Consider the following 20,838-nt stretch of genomic DNA (forward strand, 5'->3'; position numbering starts at 1 on the left):
CGGGAGAGGGAGCTTCATATGGAGGATCGCATCATTTCCGCTCACTTGATGATGGAGGACAGTCAAGTCGAGTACAGTCTTCGTCCCCGGTATTTGTCCGAATATATCGGACAGGAGCAGGTAAAGGAAAACCTGAAAATTTACATAGAAGCGGCGAAGCTGCGGCGGGAAAGCTTGGATCACGTATTGCTGTACGGGCCTCCCGGGCTCGGCAAGACGACGCTTTCGAACATTATCGCCAACGAGCTCGGCGTAAACTTAAGGACGACGTCGGGGCCTGCAATCGAACGGCCTGGCGATTTGGCGGCGATTTTGACCAATCTGCAAGAGGGCGACGTGCTGTTTATCGACGAAATCCACCGGCTTCACCGGACGGTGGAAGAAGTGCTTTACCCGGCGATGGAGGATTTCGCACTCGATATTATTATCGGCAAGGGGCCGAGCGCGCGCTCCGTCCGCTTGGACTTGCCCCCGTTCACGCTCGTCGGAGCGACGACGAGAGCGGGACTGCTGTCCGCGCCGCTTCGCGACCGGTTCGGCGTTGTTTGCCGGCTGGAGCTATATTCCGTAGACCAGCTTGCTTATATCGTCTCGCGCGCCTCCGACATTCTCGGCGTGCAGATCGTTGGCGAGGCGGCTGAGGAAATCGCTCTTCGCTCCAGAGGCACGCCGAGAATCGCGAATCGGCTGCTGAAGCGCGTGAGGGATTACGCTCAGGTTCGCAGCGACGGCGTCATTACCAAGGATGTGGCGTGTACGGCGCTGCAAATGCTTCAGGTGGACGGACTCGGCCTCGACTCCATTGACCACAAGATGCTTCGTTCGATCATTACGAGCTTTAACGGCGGACCGGTCGGGCTCGATACGATTGCGGCGACGATCGGCGAGGAAAGCCAGACGATCGAAGACGTATATGAGCCGTATTTGCTGCAGCTCGGCTTTCTGCAACGAACCCCGAGAGGCCGAACGGTGACGCCGAGCGCTTATCGCCATCTCGGATTACCTCTGCCGAAAGGAACGGAAGGCGAATGAAAACGAAGATTGTACGCTCGATTGTTTATGTGCTGCTGACGCTCGGCCTGCTGCTTCCGAACGCCGCTTCCGCGGACACCGGAACGTTCGCCGTTCCCCAAGAGGTCAGGGTGGCGCTGTTTATCGTAACCGATAAATATTCCGCGCCGGCCGCCGCGGCAACCTTGTCATCCGACGGAGGATTGCGTCTAAACCGGCTGCTGCCGGACGGAAGCTCCGCTCCTTGGCTCGAGACGGCGGGATCCGGCGAAACGAGGCTTTCTGCGATCGGCTTTCGCTTGTTGCTGCTGGAAACAAGCGATGCGGCGAAGGCCGCCGCGGTCCAGAAGGAGCTTCAGAACGCCAAACAGCAAGCTTCGATATTTGAATATACGGTAAAAGGGAAGCCGATTTATCGCGTCTATGCGGGCCCGTACGGCACTCTTGCGCAGGCGGAGGCGGCGCGCACCGCTCTCGCAGGCAACAGCGCCTTGGGAGCGCAAGCCTCAGCGAGCGGATGGAAGCTGACCGGGCCGCTCTATGCCGCCGCGTCCGCTCATGCGGCGGAGGCGGACGCCGTAAAGGCCGCTTCAGCGCTGCTGGACGCAGGGGTGTTTGCGGAGGTCGCGCTTGGAATCGATGAAGCGGGGAACAAAAAGTATTATGTATGGATCGGCGAGGCTGCCTCCGATGCGCAGCTGCAGCAGGCGGTCAGCCAAGCGGTTCAGAAGGCTCCCGGCATCGCGCCGGCGGCGGTGGACCCGGCGGCGCCGCACCTTATCCGCAGAACGGACCGTACCGGCGCTTCAGGCTTAGGGGCGGCAACAGCTCACTATATCATTGCGGGCGAAGGGCACAAAGTGATCGCTGAGCCGCTCCAAGCGACCGCCGGCATCCGCGTGAAGGAAAAGTCGAATCAGGCGTACCGCGGCGTCATAGAGCTGTCGAAATACAACAATGCGCTAGCCGTTGTCAATCAGCTGCCGATCGAGTCATACGTCGCTTCCGTGGTCGGCTCCGAGCTGGACGCCGCCTGGCCGGTAGAGGTGCTGAAGGCGCAGGCTGTCGCTGCCCGTACTTACGTCGTGAAGCAAGGCTTGAAGTACGGCATCGCGAACGTCGCCGACGGAACGGCGGACCAAGCGTACAAGGGCATCGAAAGGGAATTCCCCGTTGCTCAGGACGCCGCTCGGGCGACGGCGGGCGAGGTGCTCGTTGCGCCCAGCGGGAAGCTGCTCGATGCGTTCTATCATAGCAATGCGGGCAATATGACCGCCGATCCGATGGAAGTATGGGGCATGAGCGTTGAGGGCATGTCGTCCGTTGCCAGCCTCGACAACCGCGCCGAGCGCGGAAGGCTGCTATGGTATCGCATTGTGTTCGGAGGCTCGAAGATCGGCTACGTCCGGTCCGACTACATTCGGCTTACCGGGGAGACGAACGGCGCAGGGCTGCCCCTCGGGACGGCGACGGAGAGCGGCGTGAACGTAAGGCCGGCGCCTTACGTTAATAATGAGACGAACGGTCCGGTAGGCACCTTAAGCGCCTCCGAGAAGGTGACCGTCATCGGGCGGGACATGGAATCCACCGCTTATCAATGGATTCGCGGGCCGATTTCCGCCGATCAGCTGCTGCGCTTGATGAAAGCGAGCGGTCTCGGATCAACCGTCATTTCCGGCATGGCAAGCTTGCGGGAGCTGGAGATTACCGGCAGAGGAAGCACGACAGGCAGAGTGACCGCCATGACCGCCAACGATACGCTTATACCGGTTCAACGGCCGGAAAATTATCGAACGCTCCTGAATATGCCAAGCACAAGGTTCGAGGTGGAGGAAACGTCCAAGGTAACCGTGCTGGGGGCAGGCGGCAAGCTAACGTCACTCCCGAGCCCGAACGGCGAAGCGGCGGTTACCGTGATCGGAGCCGGAGGGCGCAAGAACACGGTAAATACGGACGGGTATTTGATTACAACCGGCGACGGTACCGCCAGATATGCTACGACTTCGCCTTTTTTCCGTTTTATCGGCTTCGGCTACGGGCACGGAGTGGGAATGTCGCAGTGGGGAGCGTTCGGACTTGCCGACCTCGGGTATGACTATAGGAAAATTCTGCAATACTACTACAAAGACGCGGCTCTTGTGAAAGGTTGAGCACATGGACGTACGTTTGTTTGATTTCGAATTGCCGGAGCGGCTCATTGCGCAAACTCCGCTGCCGGAACGAACCGCATCCCGCCTCATGACGCTGAACAAGCGCACCGGCGAGATGGAGCACAAGCATTTTTCCGATCTGATCACCCTGCTGTCGCCGGGTGATTTACTCGTCATGAATGATACGAAGGTGCTTCCGGCCCGGTTATACGGGGTAAAAGCGGATACGGGAGCAAAGGCGGAGCTGCTGCTGCTGAAAGATCTCGGCGGCGACCGGTGGGAGACGCTGGCCAAGCCGGGCAAACGGCTGAAGGAAGGGGCGGTCATCCTCTTCGGAGACGACCCGGCCGCTCCGGTTATGACGGCCAGGATCGAAGGGGAGACGGAAGGCGGCGGAAGAATCGTCTCCTTCACCTACGAAGGCATATTTATGGAGTTATTGGAGCGGCTCGGACATATGCCGCTGCCGCCCTATATCAAGGAACAGCTGGACGACAAAGACCGGTACCAAACCGTATACGCCGCAAATCCGGGCTCGGCCGCCGCGCCGACGGCGGGACTGCATTTCACGAGCGAATATTTGGAGCGGATTCGCGCCTATGGCGTTCGGACCGCAACGGTAACGCTGCATGTCGGACTCGGCACGTTTCGGCCCGTATCGGCGGATGTCGTGGAAGAGCATGTCATGCACGAAGAATATTACGAGGTGCCGCTCGAGACGATTCGGGCGGTTCGCGAAACCAAAGCGCGCGGCGGACGTATTATTGCCGTAGGCACGACGTCGGCGCGCACGCTCGAGTCGGCGGGCGGCCGGCTGTTTACCGGACCGGAAGAGAGGCTGAGCGGCTGGACGGGCATCTTTATTTATCCCGGCTACACGTTCGTCGCGGTCGATGCGCTCATTACGAATTTTCATCTCCCCAAGTCGACGCTGTTAATGATGATCAGCGCCTTAGCGGGAAGAGAGAACGTGCTGCACGCTTACCGGGAAGCGGTGAAAGAGGAATATCGCTTCTTCAGCTTCGGCGACGCGATGTTTATTTACTAACGGAAAGAGTGAGGCAATAGTGGCCGCAGTGACTTACGAATTTATTAAGGCCTGCAAGCAAACCGGGGCGCGGCTCGGAAGAGTTCACACGCCGCATGGCAGCTTCGATACGCCGGCCTTTATGCCGGTCGGGACGCAAGCGACGGTCAAGACGATGAGCCCGGAAGAGGTTAAAGAGATGGGTGCGGGTATCATCTTAAGCAACACGTACCATCTGTTTCTGCGGCCTGGGCACGATTTGGTCCGCGAGGCGGGCGGCTTGCATCAGTTTATGAATTGGGACCGCGCGATTTTAACCGACAGCGGCGGATTTCAAGTGTTTTCGCTTAGCGATTTGCGGAAAATTACCGAAGAAGGCGTTCATTTCCGCTCCCACTTAAACGGGGATAAGCTGTTTATCGGTCCGGAAACGGCGATGGAAATTCAGAACGCTCTCGGCTCCGACATTATGATGGCGTTCGACGAATGCCCTCCGTATCCAGCGGACGAGGAATATGTCAAGAACTCGACGGCGCGCACAAGCCGTTGGGCGGAGAGATGCCTTAAGGCGCACTCGAGGCCGCACGACCAGGCGTTATTTGCAATCGTTCAGGGAGGCATGTACGAGAAGTACCGCAAAATCAGCGCGGCGGATTTGACTTCCATGGATTTCCCGGGGTATGCTATTGGGGGACTTAGCGTAGGCGAGCCCAAGCACTTAATGTATGAGGTTCTAGAGCATACCGTGCCGCTGCTGCCCGACAACAAACCGAGATATTTAATGGGCGTCGGCTCCCCCGATGCGCTTATCGAAGGCGCCATCCGCGGCGTCGATATGTTCGACTGCGTGCTGCCGACGCGGATCGCCCGCAACGGGACGACCATGACAAGCAACGGCCGGCTCGTCGTCCGCAACGCGAAATATGCCCGCGATTTCGGGCCGCTCGATCCGGAATGCTCGTGCTACACGTGCCGAAATTATTCGCGCGCATACATACGCCATTTGATTAAGGCCGACGAAACGTTCGGCATTCGGCTCACGACCTATCATAATTTGTACTTCTTGCTCGAGCTGATGCGTAACGTTCGTCAGGCGATCATGGAGGACCGTTTAGGCGACTTCAAGGATGAGTTTTTTGCGAAATACGGGCTCCATGACAACGACAAAGGTTTTTAATCCATTACGTTCATTATGACTCAAGGAGGAATACGATGGTTTTCATGGGTGGCGCCGCACTGCTCGCGGCAAATAACGCTGGCGGAGGACAGTCGACATTAAGCTTGCTGCTTCCGTTCGTATTAATGATCGTCATTTTTTATTTTCTTCTGATTCGTCCGCAGCAGAAGCGCCAGAAAGCGCGAAACCAGCTTCTGTCCAACCTGAAGAAGGGCGATAAGGTAGTTACGGTGGGCGGCATGCACGGCAAAATCGTGGAGATGACGGACGACACCGTGGTGCTGCTTGTTAACGACTCGACCCGCCTTACGTTCAATCGCTCGGCGATCGACAATGTAGTTTCCAGCACGACTGCGGAAGAAAAGAAATAAACCGAAAAATCAGAAGCGCCGTTCCACGGGATGATGTCCGTAGAACGGCGTTTTTTTTGTTTGCGAATATTTCCCCGGCAATCTTACCTTCTTAGGTTTACGCCGATCATTCCGCCGAACGCCCCTGCGGCAAAGGATAATGCCAGCAGTATGAACGTGTAAAGCGTGAACGCCGCGTCATAGCTTAAAAACCCGATCAGGATGATTACGATGCTGTACAATATGCCCATCATGCCTCCGGAATACCATCCCCGCTTCCCGGCCCGCTTTCCGGTTACCAGACCGCCGAATAAGAGCGAAATGCAGTGGATGATGTAGACGTACGTCGTCATGGACGCTTCCTTCATCCCGGTAAATTTCAAAAATAACGACATTACCAAGGTTGCGGCCGCCATCGTTACGAGGGAGTAAAGCAGTCCCGTAAACAGAGGAGAACCAGCTCGAACGCTCGTAGTCACGCCTCTCATCGGATTCATTTTTTCCATCGACCTCCGTTACATGTTCATTACTACACCTTATGGTCAAGCCGTAAAAAAAAGACCAAGCTGCCAAAACTTACGCGGCGGAATGTTGAATGGTCCGGATGTTGAGGAGCCAGAATACCAATGCGCCGGATGAATGCCAAGGGAGGTGCCGAATGGAAGAAGTGTTGGGCCTAATTTGGCGTACTCTGCTCATCTACTTTTTGATCAATGTCGTGCTCCGTTTGATGGGGAAGCGGGAAATCGGCAAATTGTCCGTATTCGACATCGTCATTTCGATCATGATTGCCGAAATGGCGGTCATAGTCATCGAAGACCGACGGAGGCCGCTTTGGGAAGGCATTTTACCGATCGGGATGCTGGCGGCGACCCAAATTACGATCGCATATATTACGCTGAAAAGCAGGTTTCTTAGGGAGCTGTTTGAAGGAAAGCCCAGCATCATCATTACGAAGGGCAAGCTTCATCTAAAGGAAATGCGCCGGCAGCGCTACAGCCTGGACGATTTGCTGATGCAGCTGCGAGAAAAAAACATTCGCGATGTGGCCGACGTTGAATTTGCGGTGCTGGAGACATCGGGAAAGCTCTCGGTATTTACGAACGAATCCGGAAAAAACGAAAACTGCGGTAAAAGCGACGAGGAGGCCGGCGGCCGTTCGAAGGAACCCGCCTCGAGAACGTTCCTCGACCACGAGGGAAAGCCCGTTACAATCCGCTACGAAGGCTTGCCGCTGCCGCTTATTATGGACGGCAAAGTCAACGAAGAGAGTTTAAGGAAAATCGGGAAGACGCGGTTTTGGCTGAAAAACGAATTGCAAAGCAGAGGGATCGGCGATATCAAATCCGTCTTTCTATGTACAGTGGATCATCGGGGGAAGCTGTTTATCGACAAGAAGGAGCGGTAAGCCGTAAACGACGCTTTTTTTGTGAGGTTTACGGCTTTTTGCGCGGAAACGGCAAGCGGCCGAAGTCGTCTTTATCGATCAGCTTCAGTATCATCGTTAATGCAAGATAGAGCACAATGCCCCCGATTCCCGCGGTTAAGAAGCGAAGCAGAGGAGAAGGGGTCCACTCGGTTACATATAGGTAATGGGCCGAAAAAGCGACTACGCAGGCCGCTCCGGCGGTTTTTACAATATCGAGCAGCGGAAAGCGGAATTTGATAAAGTTTACGATGCTATTCCAATGAAGCATCGTAACGAGGACGATATTCACATTGATGGCCGCGACGACGCCATAGATGCCGAATCGCTGCTGCGCGGCGAGCAGGAAAATCAAGGTCAGCTTGATGGCGGCGCCGTAAAACGTGTTGAGCAGCGCCGCGCCCGGGCGGTCCAGCGCCTGAAGCGCGGCCTGGAGCGGACTTTGGAAGTATAGAAAGACGGCGACGGGGGCCATCATTTTGAGCATGGCGCCGACCTCGGGCTCGTTGTACAAATAGTAGCAAATCGGCTCTGCGAGCACGTACATAAACACGGCAAAGGGAGCCCCTGTAACGAGGGCGAGGCGCAAGCTTTGGTGGAGCCGCTTATGAATCGTCCTCATATCTCCCCGCGCCGCCGCTTCCGATAAAGACGGAACGAGCGAAACCGAGAGCGCGTACGTCAATACACCCGGAAGCAGCAGTACGGGGATGACCATCCCCTGGAGCGTGCCGTATTGGGTTGTTGCGACGGCGGCTGCCACGCCGGCCGCGGCAAGCGCTTGAACCGTCATGACCGACTCGAGAAAATAGGAGCCCGATCCGACGAGCCGGCTGCCGGTTACGGGCACGGCAATGCGCAGCAAGGAACGCAATAGCGAGGATGCCGGCCGAGCCGCATCGTTCGACGGAGGTTCCTTCGATAGCAAGGCGTGGTAAGCACGGCGAGAACGCAAGTATTGAGAGACGATGACGGCGAGACCTCCGATTTCACCGACCGTTACGCCGAACATGGCGCCGGCTGCCGCAAATGGCAAGCCGTAAGGCAGCAGAAGGTATGAGAAAAGAAGCATGGCCGCAATTCGGACAATCGTTTCGACCGTTTGGGACATGGCGGTGGGAGTCATGTTTTGTCTGCCTTGAAAATAACCGCGGAATACGGAAGAGATGCCGATGATCAGCAGCATGGGGGACATGGCGAGAATCGTGTAGTATACGCGGCCGTCATTAAGCAGCGTTCTAGATATCCAAGAAGCGCCGAACAGCAAAATACCGGTAAACAACAGACTGAGCAGCAGCGTGCACATCAAAGACAAATGAAGGATGCTTCGCACCTTCCGTTCATTGCGGTCGGATTCGGCGGCGGCGACCAGCTTCGCGACAGCAAGCGGAATGCCGCCCGTAATGCAAGTAAGCAATACGATCAGCAGCGGATATCCGAGCTGATATAAGCCGACGCCTTCCGCGCCGATGACCCGCGGAAGCGTGATGCGGGGCACAAAGCCGAGAATGCGGTTGATCAGTCCCGCCGCCAATAAAATCATAGTCCCTTTAATGAACGATTGTTTGCTCATAGCCGCTCCTTCGCATCATCCGTCCGACGCCGAGAAGTCCCGATAGGGCTTATCTCAGGGGGAGGAAGTTGTCCGTCATCCTATGGTTATGAATCAAATGTCGCCAACATGCTTGTCTTTTGTGCTACAATAAGAGAAGGAGCATGAACGTAATGGAGGGATTCGGCCGATGTCCGAGCAGGAGCGGGAAGCCGGGGAAGTAAGACCCGAAGAAGACGGCCAGCAGCACGAGCTTCAAGATTCCGAGCTGAATGCCATGATCGAAGAGGTGTGCAACAGCAAAGCGGAAGAGTTTCATATGCTCGGGTACGATCGCGTATCCGGCAAAGACATATGGGATTGCGTGAGCAGCAAGTACAAGGAAACGCCGCCGATTCATAAAGTCGTGAACGATATATTGTCGCTGAAGCCGACCCAATTTATGAATTGGATGACTTTGAGCGTATGGAAGATGAGCTGAACATAAGGAAAGGAACCGCCTGACGGCTGTTCCTTTTTTCTTTGGCTGCAAATGTAAGGATTTACGTTTTTGACTCGATTTTACGAGGTGATATAATAAGGCTATTGGACTTTAAGAAGGGAGCATGAATTGCTGCTATGGACATGAAACGATTCGCGGCCTTTATTCTCATCGTGCTCGTAACGTTCGGAGTAGTCGGGGCGACAAGTCCGGCGCTCGTGAACGATTTGAAGCTTGGATTGGATTTAAAGGGCGGTTTTGAAATTCTTTATGTTGCGACGCCGCTGGAGGAAGGACAAGCGGTGACGAAAGACGCGCTTCGCGAAACGGCGAAAAGCTTGGAGAAGCGCGTGAACGACGTCGGCACGTCGGAGCCGGAAATTACGCCGGAAGGCAAAGACCGCATTCGCGTCAAAATTGCCGGCGTGGAGAACGAAGAGGAAGTTCGGGCGATTCTCAGCAAGCCCGCAGAGCTGACGTTCCGCGGACCGGACGGCACCAAGGAAATGATCGGAAGCGATTTCGTGGAAGGCGGAGCCTCGGTTCAATTTAACCAGGCGGGACGTCCGTATATCGCTTTGAAGGTGAAGGACGCCAAAAAGTTTGCCGATGTCACGAAGAAGCTGCTCGGTCAGCCGCTGGCCATTTACCTGGATGAAGAAATGATTTCCGCGCCTACCGTCAACGCGGTTATTACGAACGGCGAAGCGATCATCGAGGGCGGGTATACGTTCGACGAAGCGAAGAAGGTCGCCGACATCATCAACCTCGGCGCATTGCCGCTGAAGCTGACCGAAAAATACACCCAGAGCGTTGGCGCCACACTCGGCCAACAATCGCTTCAAGAAACCGTGTTTGCCGGAATTATCGGCTCGGCCATTATATTACTGTTTATGCTCGCGTTTTATCGGATTCCGGGACTGGTAGCGTCCATTGCACTCATTTCATACACGTGGCTGCTATTGCTGGCATTCAAATTGATGGGCGTAACGCTTACGCTTCCGGGTATCGCCGCATTCGTTCTTGCCTTGGGGATGGCGGTCGACGCCAACATCATTACGTACGAACGGATCAAAGACGAAATTCGCAGCGGCAAATCGATTCCTTCCGCGCTCCGCGCAGGGTCGAAGAACAGCTTTAGAACGATCATGGACGCGAACGTTACGACGATCATCGCCGCGGCGGTCATCATGTTCTTAGGCACGTCTTCCATCAAGGGCTTCGGCGTCATTCTGATCACGAGTATCGTCGGCAGTATTATCACGAACGTATTTTTCTCGAGATTGCTGCTCAACCTTCTCATTCGAAGCAACCTCATCAAGAAGCCGGGCTATTTCGGTGTGAAGGAGGCGGAAATCCGTGCGCTATAATATTCAATTCGATTTCGTAAAGCACCGGAAAAAGTTTTATATGTTTTCCATCATCGTGACGCTGCTCGGCGTCCTGTCGCTCGGCCTGTTCGGATTAAACTTCGGCGTCGATTTTCGAGCGGGCTCGACGCTCGACATCGATACCGGGAAGCCGGTTACGGCCGAGCAAGCAAGAGATTTATTTGCGAAAGCGGGCTTTGAGGGCATCAATCCGTCCGTGGGCGGCGACCGCGTCTCCGTCCGATTTGAAGCGCCGCTCACTCAGCAGCAGGTCCAAGCGATCGATCAGGCGTTCAAAGCCGAATTCGGGGATCAAGTATCGTATGAGGAAAATACGGTAGACCCGGCATTGGCGAGAGAACAGCTGACGAATGCGGGGATTGCGGTACTTGTAGCCAGCTTGTTCATCATTATTTATATCAGCATCCGCTTCGAATGGCGCTTTGCGGTGTCCGGGGTCATTGCGCTGCTGCATGACGCCTTGATCGTTATCTCGCTCTTTTCCATCTTCCGCTTGGAAGTCAATTTGCCGTTTATTGTGGCCGTGCTTACGATTATCGGTTATTCCATTAACGATACGATCGTCATCTTCGACCGGATACGGGAAAATATGCGTTTCGGCAAAACGAAGACGGCGGAAGATCTTGCCTTTCTGGTCGACAACAGCATCTGGCAGACGTTGACGCGCTCGATCAATACCGTAATGACGGTGTTGGTAGCCGCCGTCGCACTGTTCATCTTCGGCAGCGAATCGATCCGCCTGTTTTCGCTCGCTATGATCCTCGGTCTGGTCAGCGGCGCATATTCTTCGATATGTGTCGCTTCACAGCTTTGGTATGATTTGAAAAAAAGGAGTCCCAGGAGGTCAAAATGACGGAGAATCGTCACGCCAAAGCGGAATTTGCCGCTTGGCTCGGCATTTTCGGAAATTTGGGCTTGGCTGTTCTGAAAGGCGCTGCCGGATTTTTATCGGGCAGCAAAGCGCTGATCGCGGATGCGGCGAACTCCGCGTCTGACGTTGCCGGCTCCCTCGTCGTGCTGATCGGCATTAAATCTTCCAAGCGGCCGCCGGATCGGGATCACCCGTACGGGCACGGCAAAGCGGAATCGATTTCGGCGATCGTCGTATCGGTGCTTTTGCTGCTTGTCGGCTTCGAGCTGGCCCGCGGCGCCGTCGTAACGATATTTTTCGCAGGCGAACCGCTGCAAGCGCCCGAATGGTACGCGCTTGCCGCACTCGTTATCGCGATTGCGGCTAAGGAAGCTCTGTTCCGGTATAATATCGCGCTCGGCAGCCAGCTCAACTCGCAAGCTTTGATGGCAAGCGCATGGGATCACCGGACGGACGTGCTTTCCTCCGCCGGTGCGCTGCTTGGAGCAGGTGCCGCTTATGCGGGAGCCATACTGGGAATGCCTTGGCTGTATTATGCGGATCCGATCGCCGCTCTGTTCGTGGCCGTTCTGGTCATCCGGATGGGGTACAAGCTCGTTAGAGAAACGGCTCACAAGACGATCGACCACGTACTGCACGACGAGGATGCCGAAGAGCTCATTCAGACGGCGCAGAACGTCCGCGGCGTCATTACCGTTGACGAGCTGCGTGCAAGGGAGCACGGGCATTATGTGGTCGTCGATTGCAAAATCAGCGTAAACCCTCGCATTTCCGTAATGGAAGGGCATGATATCGCGAAAGCGGTCAAAAATGAACTTATGAAATCTTATACGCACGTTTCGGATGTTCATATTCATGTGAATCCGTATGACCCGGGTTATCCGTATAAAAGCGTCGTCGACTCGGGTCATGAAGATTTGCCGACGCTGCTGCATTAATTTGATTCGATTTGCAGATCAATACAGGCGTTGTCCAAGGAAAGCGGTCGCGGACAATGCCTGTACTCGTCTTAAGGAGAGAAACGTATGCTTTCATCGAAGATGCGCTGGGACGTCGGCGCACCCGATCCCGATAAGGTTCGCGCACTTGCGCAGCGGCTGAACGCGGGTCCGCTTCTTGCCGCGCTTCTTGCCGTAAGGGGCATAGGGCCCGAGGAAGCGGAGTTTTTTATGTCCGAGGAACCGGCGTTTCACGACCCCTTTCTGTTGGACGGAATGGCCCCCGCTGTCGAGCGGATCCGGCGCGCGCTGGACGGCGGGGAATACATAAGAGTTTACGGCGACTATGACGCAGACGGCGTCAGCAGCACGTCGCTTATGGTGCGGCTGCTGCGCATGCTCGGTGCACGGTTCGATTATTACATCCCCCATCGCGTAACCGAAGGCTACGGACTGCACGTCCACTCCGTAGAAAAAGCTCATGCCGACGGCGTAAAGCTATTGATCACGGTCGATACCGGCATCAGCGCCGCCGAACAAATCCATAGAGCGAACGAGCTGGGGCTTGAGACCATCGTTACGGATCATCATGAACCGCCTGAACGATTGCCTGAAGCTTTGGCGGTGATCAACCCGAAAAAACCGGGCTGCACGTATCCGTTTAAAGGCTTGGCCGGCGTCGGTGTCGCTTTCAAGCTGGCGCAGGCGCTGCTCGGCCGCGTGCCCGAGGAGCTGGCGGAATACGCGGCGCTCGGCACGATCGCCGACCTGATGCCGCTTACGGGCGAAAACCGCGGTCTGGTCAAGCTCGGCTTATCCCACCTTCGTAAGACGGGAAACCTCGGGTTTCTGGCTTTGATGCGGGCAGCCGGCATCGACCGAAGCGCCTTGTCCGCAGGTCAAGTCGCATTTGCGCTGGCTCCGCGGGTGAACGCCGTCGGCCGGCTGGAAAGCGCCGATGAGGCCGTGCGCCTGCTCGTCACGGACGATGCGGCGGAAGCGGAGCGGTGCGCGCGGCGGCTCGACGAGCTGAACCGCGAGCGGCAGGAGCTTGTGGAGTCGACTGCGGAGGAGGCTTTGCGGCAAGTTGCGATGCATGACGATATACCGGATGTCATCGTCGTTCATTCGGACGAATGGAATCCGGGCGTGATCGGCATTGTCGCCTCGCGAATCGTCGAGCGCTTCTTCCGCCCTGCGGTCGTCATCGCCGTAGATCCGCAGACGGGCATCGGCAAAGCGTCCGCCCGATCCGTCCCCGGCTTTCACCTATACGAGGCGATTCGGCATTGCTCGGACATCCTTGAGCATTTCGGCGGTCATGAAGCCGCAGCCGGTTTATCGGTCCGGGAGGACCGCATCGCAGAGCTGGCGGAACGGCTGAACCGGTATGCCGCCGTCACGCTGACTCCGGAGATGAAGGTGCCGTCTTTAAAGGCGGATGCGGTCATTGAGGGCAAGGACATTACGGTGGAAAGCATCGAAGAGCTTGAAACGCTGGCGCCGTTCGGGGCGGGGCATCCGACCCCGCGCTTCGTGATCCGAGGCGCAAGAGCAAGCGGAGCGGCCGCAATGGGCAAAGACGCCCAACATCTCAAGCTCCGGCTGGACCATTCGCAGCAAGAGGCCGAGATGGAAGCCATCTATTTCGGAGCGGGCGGCATGGCGCCGCTGATCGGCTCCGGCGCCCGGGTCGACCTGCTTGGGGAGCTGTCGATCAACGAATGGAAGGGGCGGAAGAAGCCGCAGCTGATCGTCCGCGACCTTTGCATCCCGCACAGGCAAGCATTCGATTGGCGTCATTTGTCCGGCCGCCGCGCTGCGGACGACTGCTGGAAGCAATGGGGGCTTGAGGAGCGGAAGGCCGTTATTCTGGTTTCGGAACAAGAAGGAGTGCCGGCGGAGTTTGAGGCTCGCCTCTCCGACGTGCCCGTATGGATGCGTACGTATGAAGGCGAGTGGCGGCAAATCAATGAGGAAGCGGGCAAAACGGAGCTTTCGGACATTACCGACGCGATCATCGCAAGCTACCCTTTTCCTTTGCATTCATTTCGTCATATACTAGAACAGTGCCCGTCGTTGGAAAGATTATACGCCGCATTCGGAGGCTCGCCCGCCCGTCGGGGGAGCAGGGCGGACCGGGCGGCTCTCGGGGCTCTATATAAGGTAATGAAACAACAAATTCACGATTCGGGGCCGTCGTTATGCTCCTACGTTTCTAAGCGGTCCGGCGCCGAGCCGTCCATGATCCGATTCGCGGTGCAAGTATTCCGCGAGCTTGAGCTGCTGGAGACGGGCGAGCGGGGCGAGCTCCGCTGCCCGGACACTCCGCGCAAGCGGGAGCTGCACGAATCGCCGACGTACCGCATGGAGCTTGCGGCCGCGAAAGCCAGACGGATTTGGGACGAATGCCCGAGCGAGACGCTGTACGCGAGATTGCTGGAATCGATCGACCTTGACGACGGATTGCAAGATCAACATAAAACGGAGGCCATTTTATGAGCATGAATTTCAAAGACCATATTCGGGTCATTATGGATTACCCGCAGCCGGGGATTCGCTTTAAGGACATTACTACCCTGCTCGGCGACGGCGAAGTGTACAAAGCCGCCGTCGACTCCATCGCGGAGCTGGTGGCGGGGAAGCAAATCGATTTGGTTTGCGGCCCGGAGGCGAGAGGCTTTGTCGTCGGCGCTCCGCTCGCTTACAAGCTCGGCGTCGGGTTCGTTCCGATCCGCAAGAGCGGCAAGCTGCCTTACGAAACGATCGAGGCAACGTACGATTTGGAATACGGCAAGGATAAGCTGGCGATCCACAAAGACGCCATTCGTCCGGGCCAGAAGGTGCTGATCGCCGACGATTTGCTGGCGACGGGGGGAACGATCTCGACCTGCATCAATCTCGTTCGGCAGCTTGGGGGAGAAGTGGTGGGAGCCGCTTTCCTGATCGAGCTGAGCTACTTGAACGGCCGCGAGAAGATGGGCGGCATCGACGTTTCGTCTCTGATCACGTATTGATAACAGCAAAAAAGCGCCGCCGGGAATTTTCTCGGCGACGCTTTTTTTCGTATATTTTTGGATTTCGGTTTACTCGTTCTTCAGCTTCAGCAGTTCAAGCGCTTTAAAGAACAGGCTGAGCAAGATGGCGACGACGGTAGCGAGCGCCATGCCCTTCAACATAAAGTTGCCCGCGGTGAACGTCGTTCCGCTGACGCCGATAATGAGCACGACGGCCGTTAAAATCAGGTTGGACGCTTTAGAGTAGTCAACCTTGGATTCCACCAGCATGCGGACGCCGGAAGCGGCGATCGTACCGAACAGCAGGATCGAAACGCCGCCCATAACCGCGCCCGGGATTGTGGAGATGAGCGCCGCAAGCTTGCCGAAGAAGGAAAGGACGATGGCGAAGACGGCCGCGCCGCCGATGACCCAGACGGAGTATACGCGGGTCAACGCAAGCACCCCGATGTTTTCCCCATAGGTCGTGTTCGGCGTGGAGCCGACCCATCCGGAAACGAACGTCGAAATTCCGTTGCCGAGCAGCGAACGGCTGAGGCCCGGCTCTTTGGTCAAGTCTTTGCCGACGATGTTGCCGGTGACGATCAAGTGGCCGATATGCTCCGCGATGACGACCAGTGCGGCCGGAGCGATAATGGCGATGCTGGTTGCATCGAATTCCGGCGCCGTAAAGGTCGGAGACTGGAGCCAGCCGGTTTCTCTGACGAGCGTGAAATCAACCAGCCCGTACACTGCCGCAAGGATGTATCCGACAACGATGCCGATGAGGATCGGAATGATTTTGAGAAAGCCTCGGAATACGGTGGAGCCGACGACCGTTACCAGCAAGGTGACGATCGACACGGTGACGGTTGCCGGGTCCGGCTTCCAATCGATTGCGTCTGCCGGAGCGACCCAGCCGGCCATTCCGGCTGCTGTGCCTGCCAGCTCGAGACCGATGACGGCAACGATCGCTCCCATCGCGGCCGGCGGGAATACGACGTCTACCCATTTCGTCCCGACGACGGAAATGAGCAGGGCAACGACCGTAAAAATTACGCCTACGATGACAAAGCCGCCGAGCGCCTTTGCATAGCTGCCGCCTTCCATGGCGAGCACGGCAAATACCGGTGAAAGAAAAGCAAAGCTCGATCCGAGGAACGCGGGGATTTGACCTTTACATAAAATAAGGTAAAGCAGCGTACCGATTCCGTTCATCAGTAATATCGTCGCAGGGTCGACCTTGAAAAGCACGGGCACCAGTACGGTTGAGCCGAACATGGCGAAAAGATGCTGCAGGGAAAGCGGCAAAGCGGCCAGTAATGGCGGTCTTTCGTTGACTCCGATTGAGCGCTGCTCCGTCGACATAGAGGTGAAACATCTCCTTTCGGTATTTAGGGAACATTTTTCGACACGATTCTGCCAATTTCAACTCCATTCGCTATATTAGCAAAAACTTTATCATTCGTCTGCATCATTTTTCCTTAATACCCGCGCGATTCTTGACGAACCAATACAACAAGAGGATAATGAATTAAAAATTCATGATTTAGGGGTCTAAAGCAGCTATGGAAGAGAGGCAGCCTGCGGGAATCGAACAGTTGCTTAGGAAGGCATCTTCATATATAAAAGAAGCCGACTTGGCGCGAATTCGGGAAGCGTATTCGTTCGCCGAGGCAGCCCACAGCGGCCAAGTCCGGAAGTCCGGCGAGCCGTACATTTTGCATCCGCTGGCGGTGGCCGACATTTTGCTCGATCTGCAGATGGACGCCACGACCGTAATCGCCGGCTTGCTTCATGATGTCGTGGAGGATACCAACGTTACGACTCAGGACCTTGAGACGAGATTCGGCCGCACGTGCGCGCTGCTCGTGGACGGCGTCACGAAGCTGGAAAAAATCGAATTCAAGTCCAAGGAAGAAGCGCAGAACGAAAATTACCGAAAAATGTTCGTCGCCATGGCGCAAGATATTCGGGTCATCATTATTAAGCTCGCAGACCGGCTTCACAATATGCGAACGTTAAAATATAAGTCCGAGGAAAGCCAGCGCCGCATTTCGGAAGAGACGCTGGAAATTTTTTGCCCGATCGCCCACCGGCTCGGTATGGCCGCCATTCGTTGGGAAATGGAGGACATTTCGCTCCGGTATTTGAATCCTCAGCAATATTATCGAATCGTCAATTTGATGCAGAAGAAGCGCGCGGAGCGGGAACGGCACATCGCGGAGGTCATGGACAAAATCCGCGAGAAGCTTGTCGAGATGGGCGTCGAAGCGGACATCAGCGGCCGCCCGAAGCATATTTACAGCATCTATAAGAAAATGGTGTCCAGAAACAAGCAATTTAATGAAATCTATGACCTGCTCGCCATACGGATCATCGTAGACAATGTGAAGGATTGCTATGCGACGCTCGGTATCATCCATACGCTGTGGAAGCCGATGCCCGGACGCTTTAAGGATTATATCGCGATGCCGAAGCCGAATATGTACCAGTCGCTGCATACGACCGTCATCGGTCCGAAGGGCGAGCCGACCGAGGTGCAAATTCGCACGTGGGAAATGCACCGGACGAGCGAGTACGGGATCGCGGCCCACTGGGCCTATAAGGAAGGGAAGGACGGCTCCGCGACGGCGGTGCCGACCGGCTCCTTCGAAGACAAGATGACGTTTTTCCGCGAAATTCTCGAGCTTCAGCAGGAAACGCAGGACGCCGCGGAGTTTATGGAATCGCTCCGGATGGACTTTTTTACCGATTTGGTGTACGTCTTTACGCCGAAGGGAGAAGTCATCGAGCTTCCGGCCGGCTCCGTGCCGCTCGATTTCTCGTACCGGATTCATACGGAGATCGGGAATCGAACGGTCGGCGCGAAGGTGAACGGGCGGATCGTGCCGCTCGACTACCAGCTGAAAACCGGCGATATCGTTGAGATTTTAACGTCGAAGCATTCCTACGGTCCGAGCCAGGACTGGCTGAAGATCGCGCAATCGTCGCACGCCCGCAGCAAAATCAAGCAATGGTTCAAGAAGGAGAAGCGGGAGGAAAACGTCGCGAAGGGCCGGGAGCTGCTTGAGCGCGAGGTGAAGCGGCTCGGCTACGAGGTGTCCGAGGTGCTTACGGACGAGAAGCTGCTTGAGGCGGCGAAACGGTTCAACTTTAACGATATCGAGGACATGCTTTCCGGCATCGGCTTCGGCGGTATTACCGCGGCGCAGGTTACTACCCGGCTGACGGAGAAGCTCCGGAAGGAATCGGAGGAAGCCGCGCATATTCAGCTGACCTCCGAAGTGAAGGAGCTCAAGCAAGGGCCGACCGCGGCGGCAAAGCGGCCGCGCTCGACGCAGGGTGTCCGCGTCAAGGGCGTCGACAACCTGCTCGTCCGCTTCGCCCGCTGCTGCAATCCGGTGCCCGGGGACGACATCATCGGCTATATTACGCGCGGCCGCGGAGTGTCGGTGCATCGGACGGATTGCCCGAATATTTCGCTGGCCGAAGAAGAGGGCGGCGACGATGCGAACCGGGTCATCGAGGTGGAATGGACGATGGCTGCGGAGGCGAATTACAGCGTCGACATCGAAATTACGGGCCACGACCGCCGCGGGCTGCTTAACGAGGTGCTGCAGGCGGTGTCCGAAAGCAAGACGAACATGTCCGCCGTGTCCGGACGTACCGATAAAAACAAGGTCGCTCAGATTCATATGACGATCCTGATTCGGAATACGGAGCATCTGCAGTCGGTGGTCGAGAAAATCAAACGGGTGCGCGACGTATATTCGGTTCAGCGCATTATGCAATAAATTCGAGTTTTAAAGGGGTATAGGACGAATGCGTGCGCTCATACAGCGGAGCAAGGAAGCGAAGGTCACGGTCGGCGGCGCGCAGGTCGGGGCTATTGAACATGGCCTGGTCGTGCTGCTCGGCGTAACGCACGAGGACGGAGAGGCGGATGCGGTCTTTTTGGCCGATAAGGTGGCCGGGCTACGGATTTTCGAGGATGCCGAAAAGAAAATGAACTTGTCTTTGACGGACGTCGGGGGCAGCGTGCTGTCGGTGTCGCAGTTCACATTGTACGGGGATGCCCGAAAGGGGCGGCGCCCGAACTTTATGGCTGCGGCGAAGCCGGACCATGCGCTGGCGCTGTACGAGCGCTTTAACGAGCTGCTGCGGGACCGCGGCATCCATGTCGAGACGGGCCGTTTCGGCGAGATGATGGACGTGTCGCTCGTCAACCGGGGTCCGGTGACGATCTGGCTCGACAGCAAAGGGTAGGGTTTGGTGTATGGTGTTTGGGGCAGGTTTGGGGCTGGCGAGTCCTTGCCTGCCCTTGTTGTTGGTATGCCATTTGGTGGACGGGTTAGCACCAAGTTTTGGTGCAAAGTCGATTGTGCGGCGGTAAAGTGGCGGGGTCAGTAACAACTTTATTCGAAAATGTGGTTTAAGTGTGGGTTAGGCACGGCTACGTTTTCGGCATAAAAAGACCCGCTTCCTCAAATATAACTTTCGGCTGGGACGGCCGCCCACGGGGCGTTAGCACCAAAAGTTGGTGCTAACGCCGGGGGGTCCCCGTTATCCGGTTTGCGCCGCCGGAGTTAACGGAACGAAATGTCCGCTAAAAACCGCCTCACCCCTAAAAGCTGCGAATTAACGGAATATGTTGTCCGCTAATCGCCCGAAAACCGCCAATTTCAGGCGATTCAAGCGAATTAACGGACATCCGGTTCCGCTAATGAGCCCTTTTACCCGGTTTCGACAAAATTAGCGGACATCCGGTTCCGTTAGCGCCAAAGCGATTAGCGTCAGTTCCGGAAGCAGTGGTAACTAGCGATTCCGGCAGCATCGGCAGTACCGGAAACGTCGAAAGCTCCGACAGTACAGCCCAAAATCGGTTCGACCTTTACCTGCCATTACCATCATCATAGAAAGATCCGTCTTTTAAAACATACTTTATATTTTCATACCCGGTGTGTCTGCATGGACATGAGAGTTTTTGGTACTAAGTCGGTCGTGCGGCGGTGAAGCGGCGGAGTTAGTATACTAAGTTGTAAAAACGACTGCACTTCATGAGCAGACTTTTGCCGTAATGAGTGAACGCGGAATTCATAATCGGGGCCACAGGAACCCATTCCTCGGAGAAAGATGCAGCAGGCGAGCTATTGTGCAGCGTTACCGGTACTAATTTCCTTCCACGGTGGAGACAATGAAGCATATACGGCTTTGTCTCAGCGGAAGGGGTTATACCGACTACACCATGCGACAATCAAAAACGGAAATGACGCTCCAACGGGGAGCCTCACCCGCGCTTCAAACCGGCCCCAGGGAGGCGGATGTGCTGCCGTTCGTCAAGGACGAGCTGAGCGAATTCGCTGCGGAGCCCGGCATTACCGACTCCGCGACAAGGCGGGCTACCCCCGACAACAGGCGTTAACCCGGCCGGTCGGCCATCCGCGCCAACCGGGTCAGCCGCAGCT

18 protein-coding genes are annotated in these 20,838 nt (G+C 56.3%); 15 read left to right on the top strand and 3 right to left on the bottom strand.

From position 1 onward, the window contains the following. Positions 1-18 precede the first annotated feature (18 nt). From ruvB to yajC, 5 genes are read left to right on the top strand one after another with little or no spacing between them, the layout of a single operon-like run. Positions 19-1,032: a Holliday junction branch migration DNA helicase RuvB gene (gene ruvB, locus PT964_RS07070; protein WP_274362642.1), complete on the top strand. Its 1,014-nt coding sequence runs from the start codon at positions 19-21 to the stop codon at positions 1,030-1,032. After that, complete coding sequence (locus PT964_RS07075; protein ID WP_274362643.1) at positions 1,029-3,161, top strand: SpoIID/LytB domain-containing protein; 2,133 nt, start codon at positions 1,029-1,031, stop codon at positions 3,159-3,161. The genes ruvB and PT964_RS07075 overlap by 4 nt, the downstream gene beginning before the upstream one ends. A 4-nt stretch (positions 3,162-3,165) precedes the next feature. After that, entirely contained in the window at positions 3,166-4,209 is a 1,044-nt protein-coding gene (queA, locus tag PT964_RS07080) for a tRNA preQ1(34) S-adenosylmethionine ribosyltransferase-isomerase QueA (protein ID WP_274362644.1), read from the top strand. Between the two features lie 19 nt (positions 4,210-4,228). Next, positions 4,229-5,365, top strand: a complete 1,137-nt coding sequence (tgt, locus tag PT964_RS07085; RefSeq protein WP_425262684.1) for a tRNA guanosine(34) transglycosylase Tgt — start codon at positions 4,229-4,231, stop codon at positions 5,363-5,365. Positions 5,366-5,409: 44 nt separating this feature from the next. After that, positions 5,410-5,736 (top strand): preprotein translocase subunit YajC, encoded by a 327-nt coding sequence (gene yajC, locus PT964_RS07090; protein WP_274362779.1) that lies wholly within the window; start codon positions 5,410-5,412, stop codon positions 5,734-5,736. Positions 5,737-5,819: 83 nt separating this feature from the next. Here the strand turns inward: yajC and PT964_RS07095 are convergent, their stop codons facing one another. Beyond that, positions 5,820-6,212: a TIGR04086 family membrane protein gene (locus PT964_RS07095; protein ID WP_274362645.1), complete on the bottom strand. Its 393-nt coding sequence runs from the start codon at positions 6,210-6,212 to the stop codon at positions 5,820-5,822. Between the two features lie 161 nt (positions 6,213-6,373). Between PT964_RS07095 and PT964_RS07100 the strand changes: the two genes are divergently transcribed. Next, positions 6,374-7,123, top strand: coding sequence for a YetF domain-containing protein (locus PT964_RS07100; RefSeq protein WP_274362646.1), 750 nt, complete (start codon positions 6,374-6,376; stop codon positions 7,121-7,123). Positions 7,124-7,151: 28 nt separating this feature from the next. Here the strand turns inward: PT964_RS07100 and spoVB are convergent, their stop codons facing one another. Continuing rightward, positions 7,152-8,714, bottom strand: coding sequence for a stage V sporulation protein B (spoVB, locus tag PT964_RS07105; RefSeq protein ID WP_274362647.1), 1,563 nt, complete (start codon positions 8,712-8,714; stop codon positions 7,152-7,154). A gap of 169 nt (positions 8,715-8,883) precedes the next feature. Here spoVB and PT964_RS07110 point away from each other — a divergent pair, with 169 nt between their 5' ends. The 6 genes from PT964_RS07110 to PT964_RS07135 all read left to right on the top strand — a co-directional run bounded on the left by PT964_RS07110 (position 8,884) and on the right by PT964_RS07135 (position 15,391). After that, complete coding sequence (locus PT964_RS07110) at positions 8,884-9,174, top strand: post-transcriptional regulator (RefSeq protein ID WP_337995012.1); 291 nt, start codon at positions 8,884-8,886, stop codon at positions 9,172-9,174. Between the two features lie 143 nt (positions 9,175-9,317). After that, positions 9,318-10,544 carry a protein translocase subunit SecD gene (gene secD, locus PT964_RS07115; RefSeq protein ID WP_274362781.1) on the top strand — a complete coding sequence of 409 codons (1,227 nt, stop codon included), beginning with the start codon at positions 9,318-9,320 and terminating at the stop codon, positions 10,542-10,544. Further along, positions 10,534-11,418, top strand: coding sequence for a protein translocase subunit SecF (gene secF / locus PT964_RS07120; protein WP_274362648.1), 885 nt, complete (start codon positions 10,534-10,536; stop codon positions 11,416-11,418). The genes secD and secF overlap by 11 nt, the downstream gene beginning before the upstream one ends. Next, complete coding sequence (locus tag PT964_RS07125; RefSeq protein WP_274362649.1) at positions 11,415-12,374, top strand: cation diffusion facilitator family transporter; 960 nt, start codon at positions 11,415-11,417, stop codon at positions 12,372-12,374. Before secF ends, PT964_RS07125 begins: the two co-directional genes overlap by 4 nt. Positions 12,375-12,461: 87 nt before the next feature. After that, the gene (gene recJ, locus PT964_RS07130; RefSeq protein WP_274362650.1) at positions 12,462-14,876 is read left to right on the top strand and encodes a single-stranded-DNA-specific exonuclease RecJ; all 2,415 of its coding nucleotides are present in this window, start codon (positions 12,462-12,464) and stop codon (positions 14,874-14,876) included. A gap of 2 nt (positions 14,877-14,878) precedes the next feature. Continuing rightward, positions 14,879-15,391 carry an adenine phosphoribosyltransferase gene (locus PT964_RS07135; RefSeq protein WP_274362782.1) on the top strand — a complete coding sequence of 171 codons (513 nt, stop codon included), beginning with the start codon at positions 14,879-14,881 and terminating at the stop codon, positions 15,389-15,391. A gap of 69 nt (positions 15,392-15,460) precedes the next feature. Here the strand turns inward: PT964_RS07135 and uraA are convergent, their stop codons facing one another. After that, positions 15,461-16,738 (bottom strand): uracil permease, encoded by a 1,278-nt coding sequence (uraA, locus tag PT964_RS07140; RefSeq protein WP_274362651.1) that lies wholly within the window; start codon positions 16,736-16,738, stop codon positions 15,461-15,463. Between the two features lie 200 nt (positions 16,739-16,938). Here uraA and PT964_RS07145 point away from each other — a divergent pair, with 200 nt between their 5' ends. The 3 genes from PT964_RS07145 (at position 16,939) to PT964_RS07155 (ending at position 20,795) form a co-directional block, all read left to right on the top strand. Further along, positions 16,939-19,167, top strand: a complete 2,229-nt coding sequence (locus PT964_RS07145; protein ID WP_274362652.1) for a RelA/SpoT family protein — start codon at positions 16,939-16,941, stop codon at positions 19,165-19,167. 28 nt (positions 19,168-19,195) lie between these two features. Then, positions 19,196-19,639, top strand: a complete 444-nt coding sequence (gene dtd, locus PT964_RS07150) for a D-aminoacyl-tRNA deacylase (RefSeq protein ID WP_274362653.1) — start codon at positions 19,196-19,198, stop codon at positions 19,637-19,639. 979 nt (positions 19,640-20,618) lie between these two features. Beyond that, positions 20,619-20,795: a hypothetical protein gene (locus tag PT964_RS07155; protein ID WP_274362654.1), complete on the top strand. Its 177-nt coding sequence runs from the start codon at positions 20,619-20,621 to the stop codon at positions 20,793-20,795. Positions 20,796-20,838 lie beyond the last annotated feature (43 nt).

It is taken from the genome of Paenibacillus thermotolerans (assembly GCF_028745515.1).
Taxonomy (GTDB): domain Bacteria; phylum Bacillota; class Bacilli; order Paenibacillales; family YIM-B00363; genus Paenibacillus_AE; species Paenibacillus_AE thermotolerans.

Excerpts from the sequence above, each read along its gene's own strand:
- ruvB (WP_274362642.1), top strand. The coding sequence starts at position 19 with ATGGAGGATCGCATCATTTCCGCTCACTTGATGATGGAGGACAGTCAA.
- PT964_RS07075 (WP_274362643.1), top strand. The coding sequence starts at position 1,029 with ATGAAAACGAAGATTGTACGCTCGATTGTTTATGTGCTGCTGACGCTC.
- queA (WP_274362644.1), top strand. The coding sequence starts at position 3,166 with ATGGACGTACGTTTGTTTGATTTCGAATTGCCGGAGCGGCTCATTGCG.
- yajC (WP_274362779.1), top strand. The coding sequence starts at position 5,410 with ATGGGTGGCGCCGCACTGCTCGCGGCAAATAACGCTGGCGGAGGACAG.
- PT964_RS07095 (WP_274362645.1), bottom strand. The coding sequence starts at position 6,212 with ATGAATCCGATGAGAGGCGTGACTACGAGCGTTCGAGCTGGTTCTCCT.
- PT964_RS07100 (WP_274362646.1), top strand. The coding sequence starts at position 6,374 with ATGGAAGAAGTGTTGGGCCTAATTTGGCGTACTCTGCTCATCTACTTT.
- spoVB (WP_274362647.1), bottom strand. The coding sequence starts at position 8,714 with ATGAGCAAACAATCGTTCATTAAAGGGACTATGATTTTATTGGCGGCG.
- PT964_RS07110 (WP_337995012.1), top strand. The coding sequence starts at position 8,884 with ATGTCCGAGCAGGAGCGGGAAGCCGGGGAAGTAAGACCCGAAGAAGAC.
- secD (WP_274362781.1), top strand. The coding sequence starts at position 9,318 with ATGAAACGATTCGCGGCCTTTATTCTCATCGTGCTCGTAACGTTCGGA.
- PT964_RS07125 (WP_274362649.1), top strand. The coding sequence starts at position 11,415 with ATGACGGAGAATCGTCACGCCAAAGCGGAATTTGCCGCTTGGCTCGGC.
- recJ (WP_274362650.1), top strand. The coding sequence starts at position 12,462 with ATGCTTTCATCGAAGATGCGCTGGGACGTCGGCGCACCCGATCCCGAT.
- PT964_RS07135 (WP_274362782.1), top strand. The coding sequence starts at position 14,879 with ATGAATTTCAAAGACCATATTCGGGTCATTATGGATTACCCGCAGCCG.
- uraA (WP_274362651.1), bottom strand. The coding sequence starts at position 16,738 with ATGTCGACGGAGCAGCGCTCAATCGGAGTCAACGAAAGACCGCCATTA.
- PT964_RS07145 (WP_274362652.1), top strand. The coding sequence starts at position 16,939 with ATGGAAGAGAGGCAGCCTGCGGGAATCGAACAGTTGCTTAGGAAGGCA.
- dtd (WP_274362653.1), top strand. The coding sequence starts at position 19,196 with ATGCGTGCGCTCATACAGCGGAGCAAGGAAGCGAAGGTCACGGTCGGC.
- PT964_RS07155 (WP_274362654.1), top strand. The coding sequence starts at position 20,619 with ATGCGACAATCAAAAACGGAAATGACGCTCCAACGGGGAGCCTCACCC.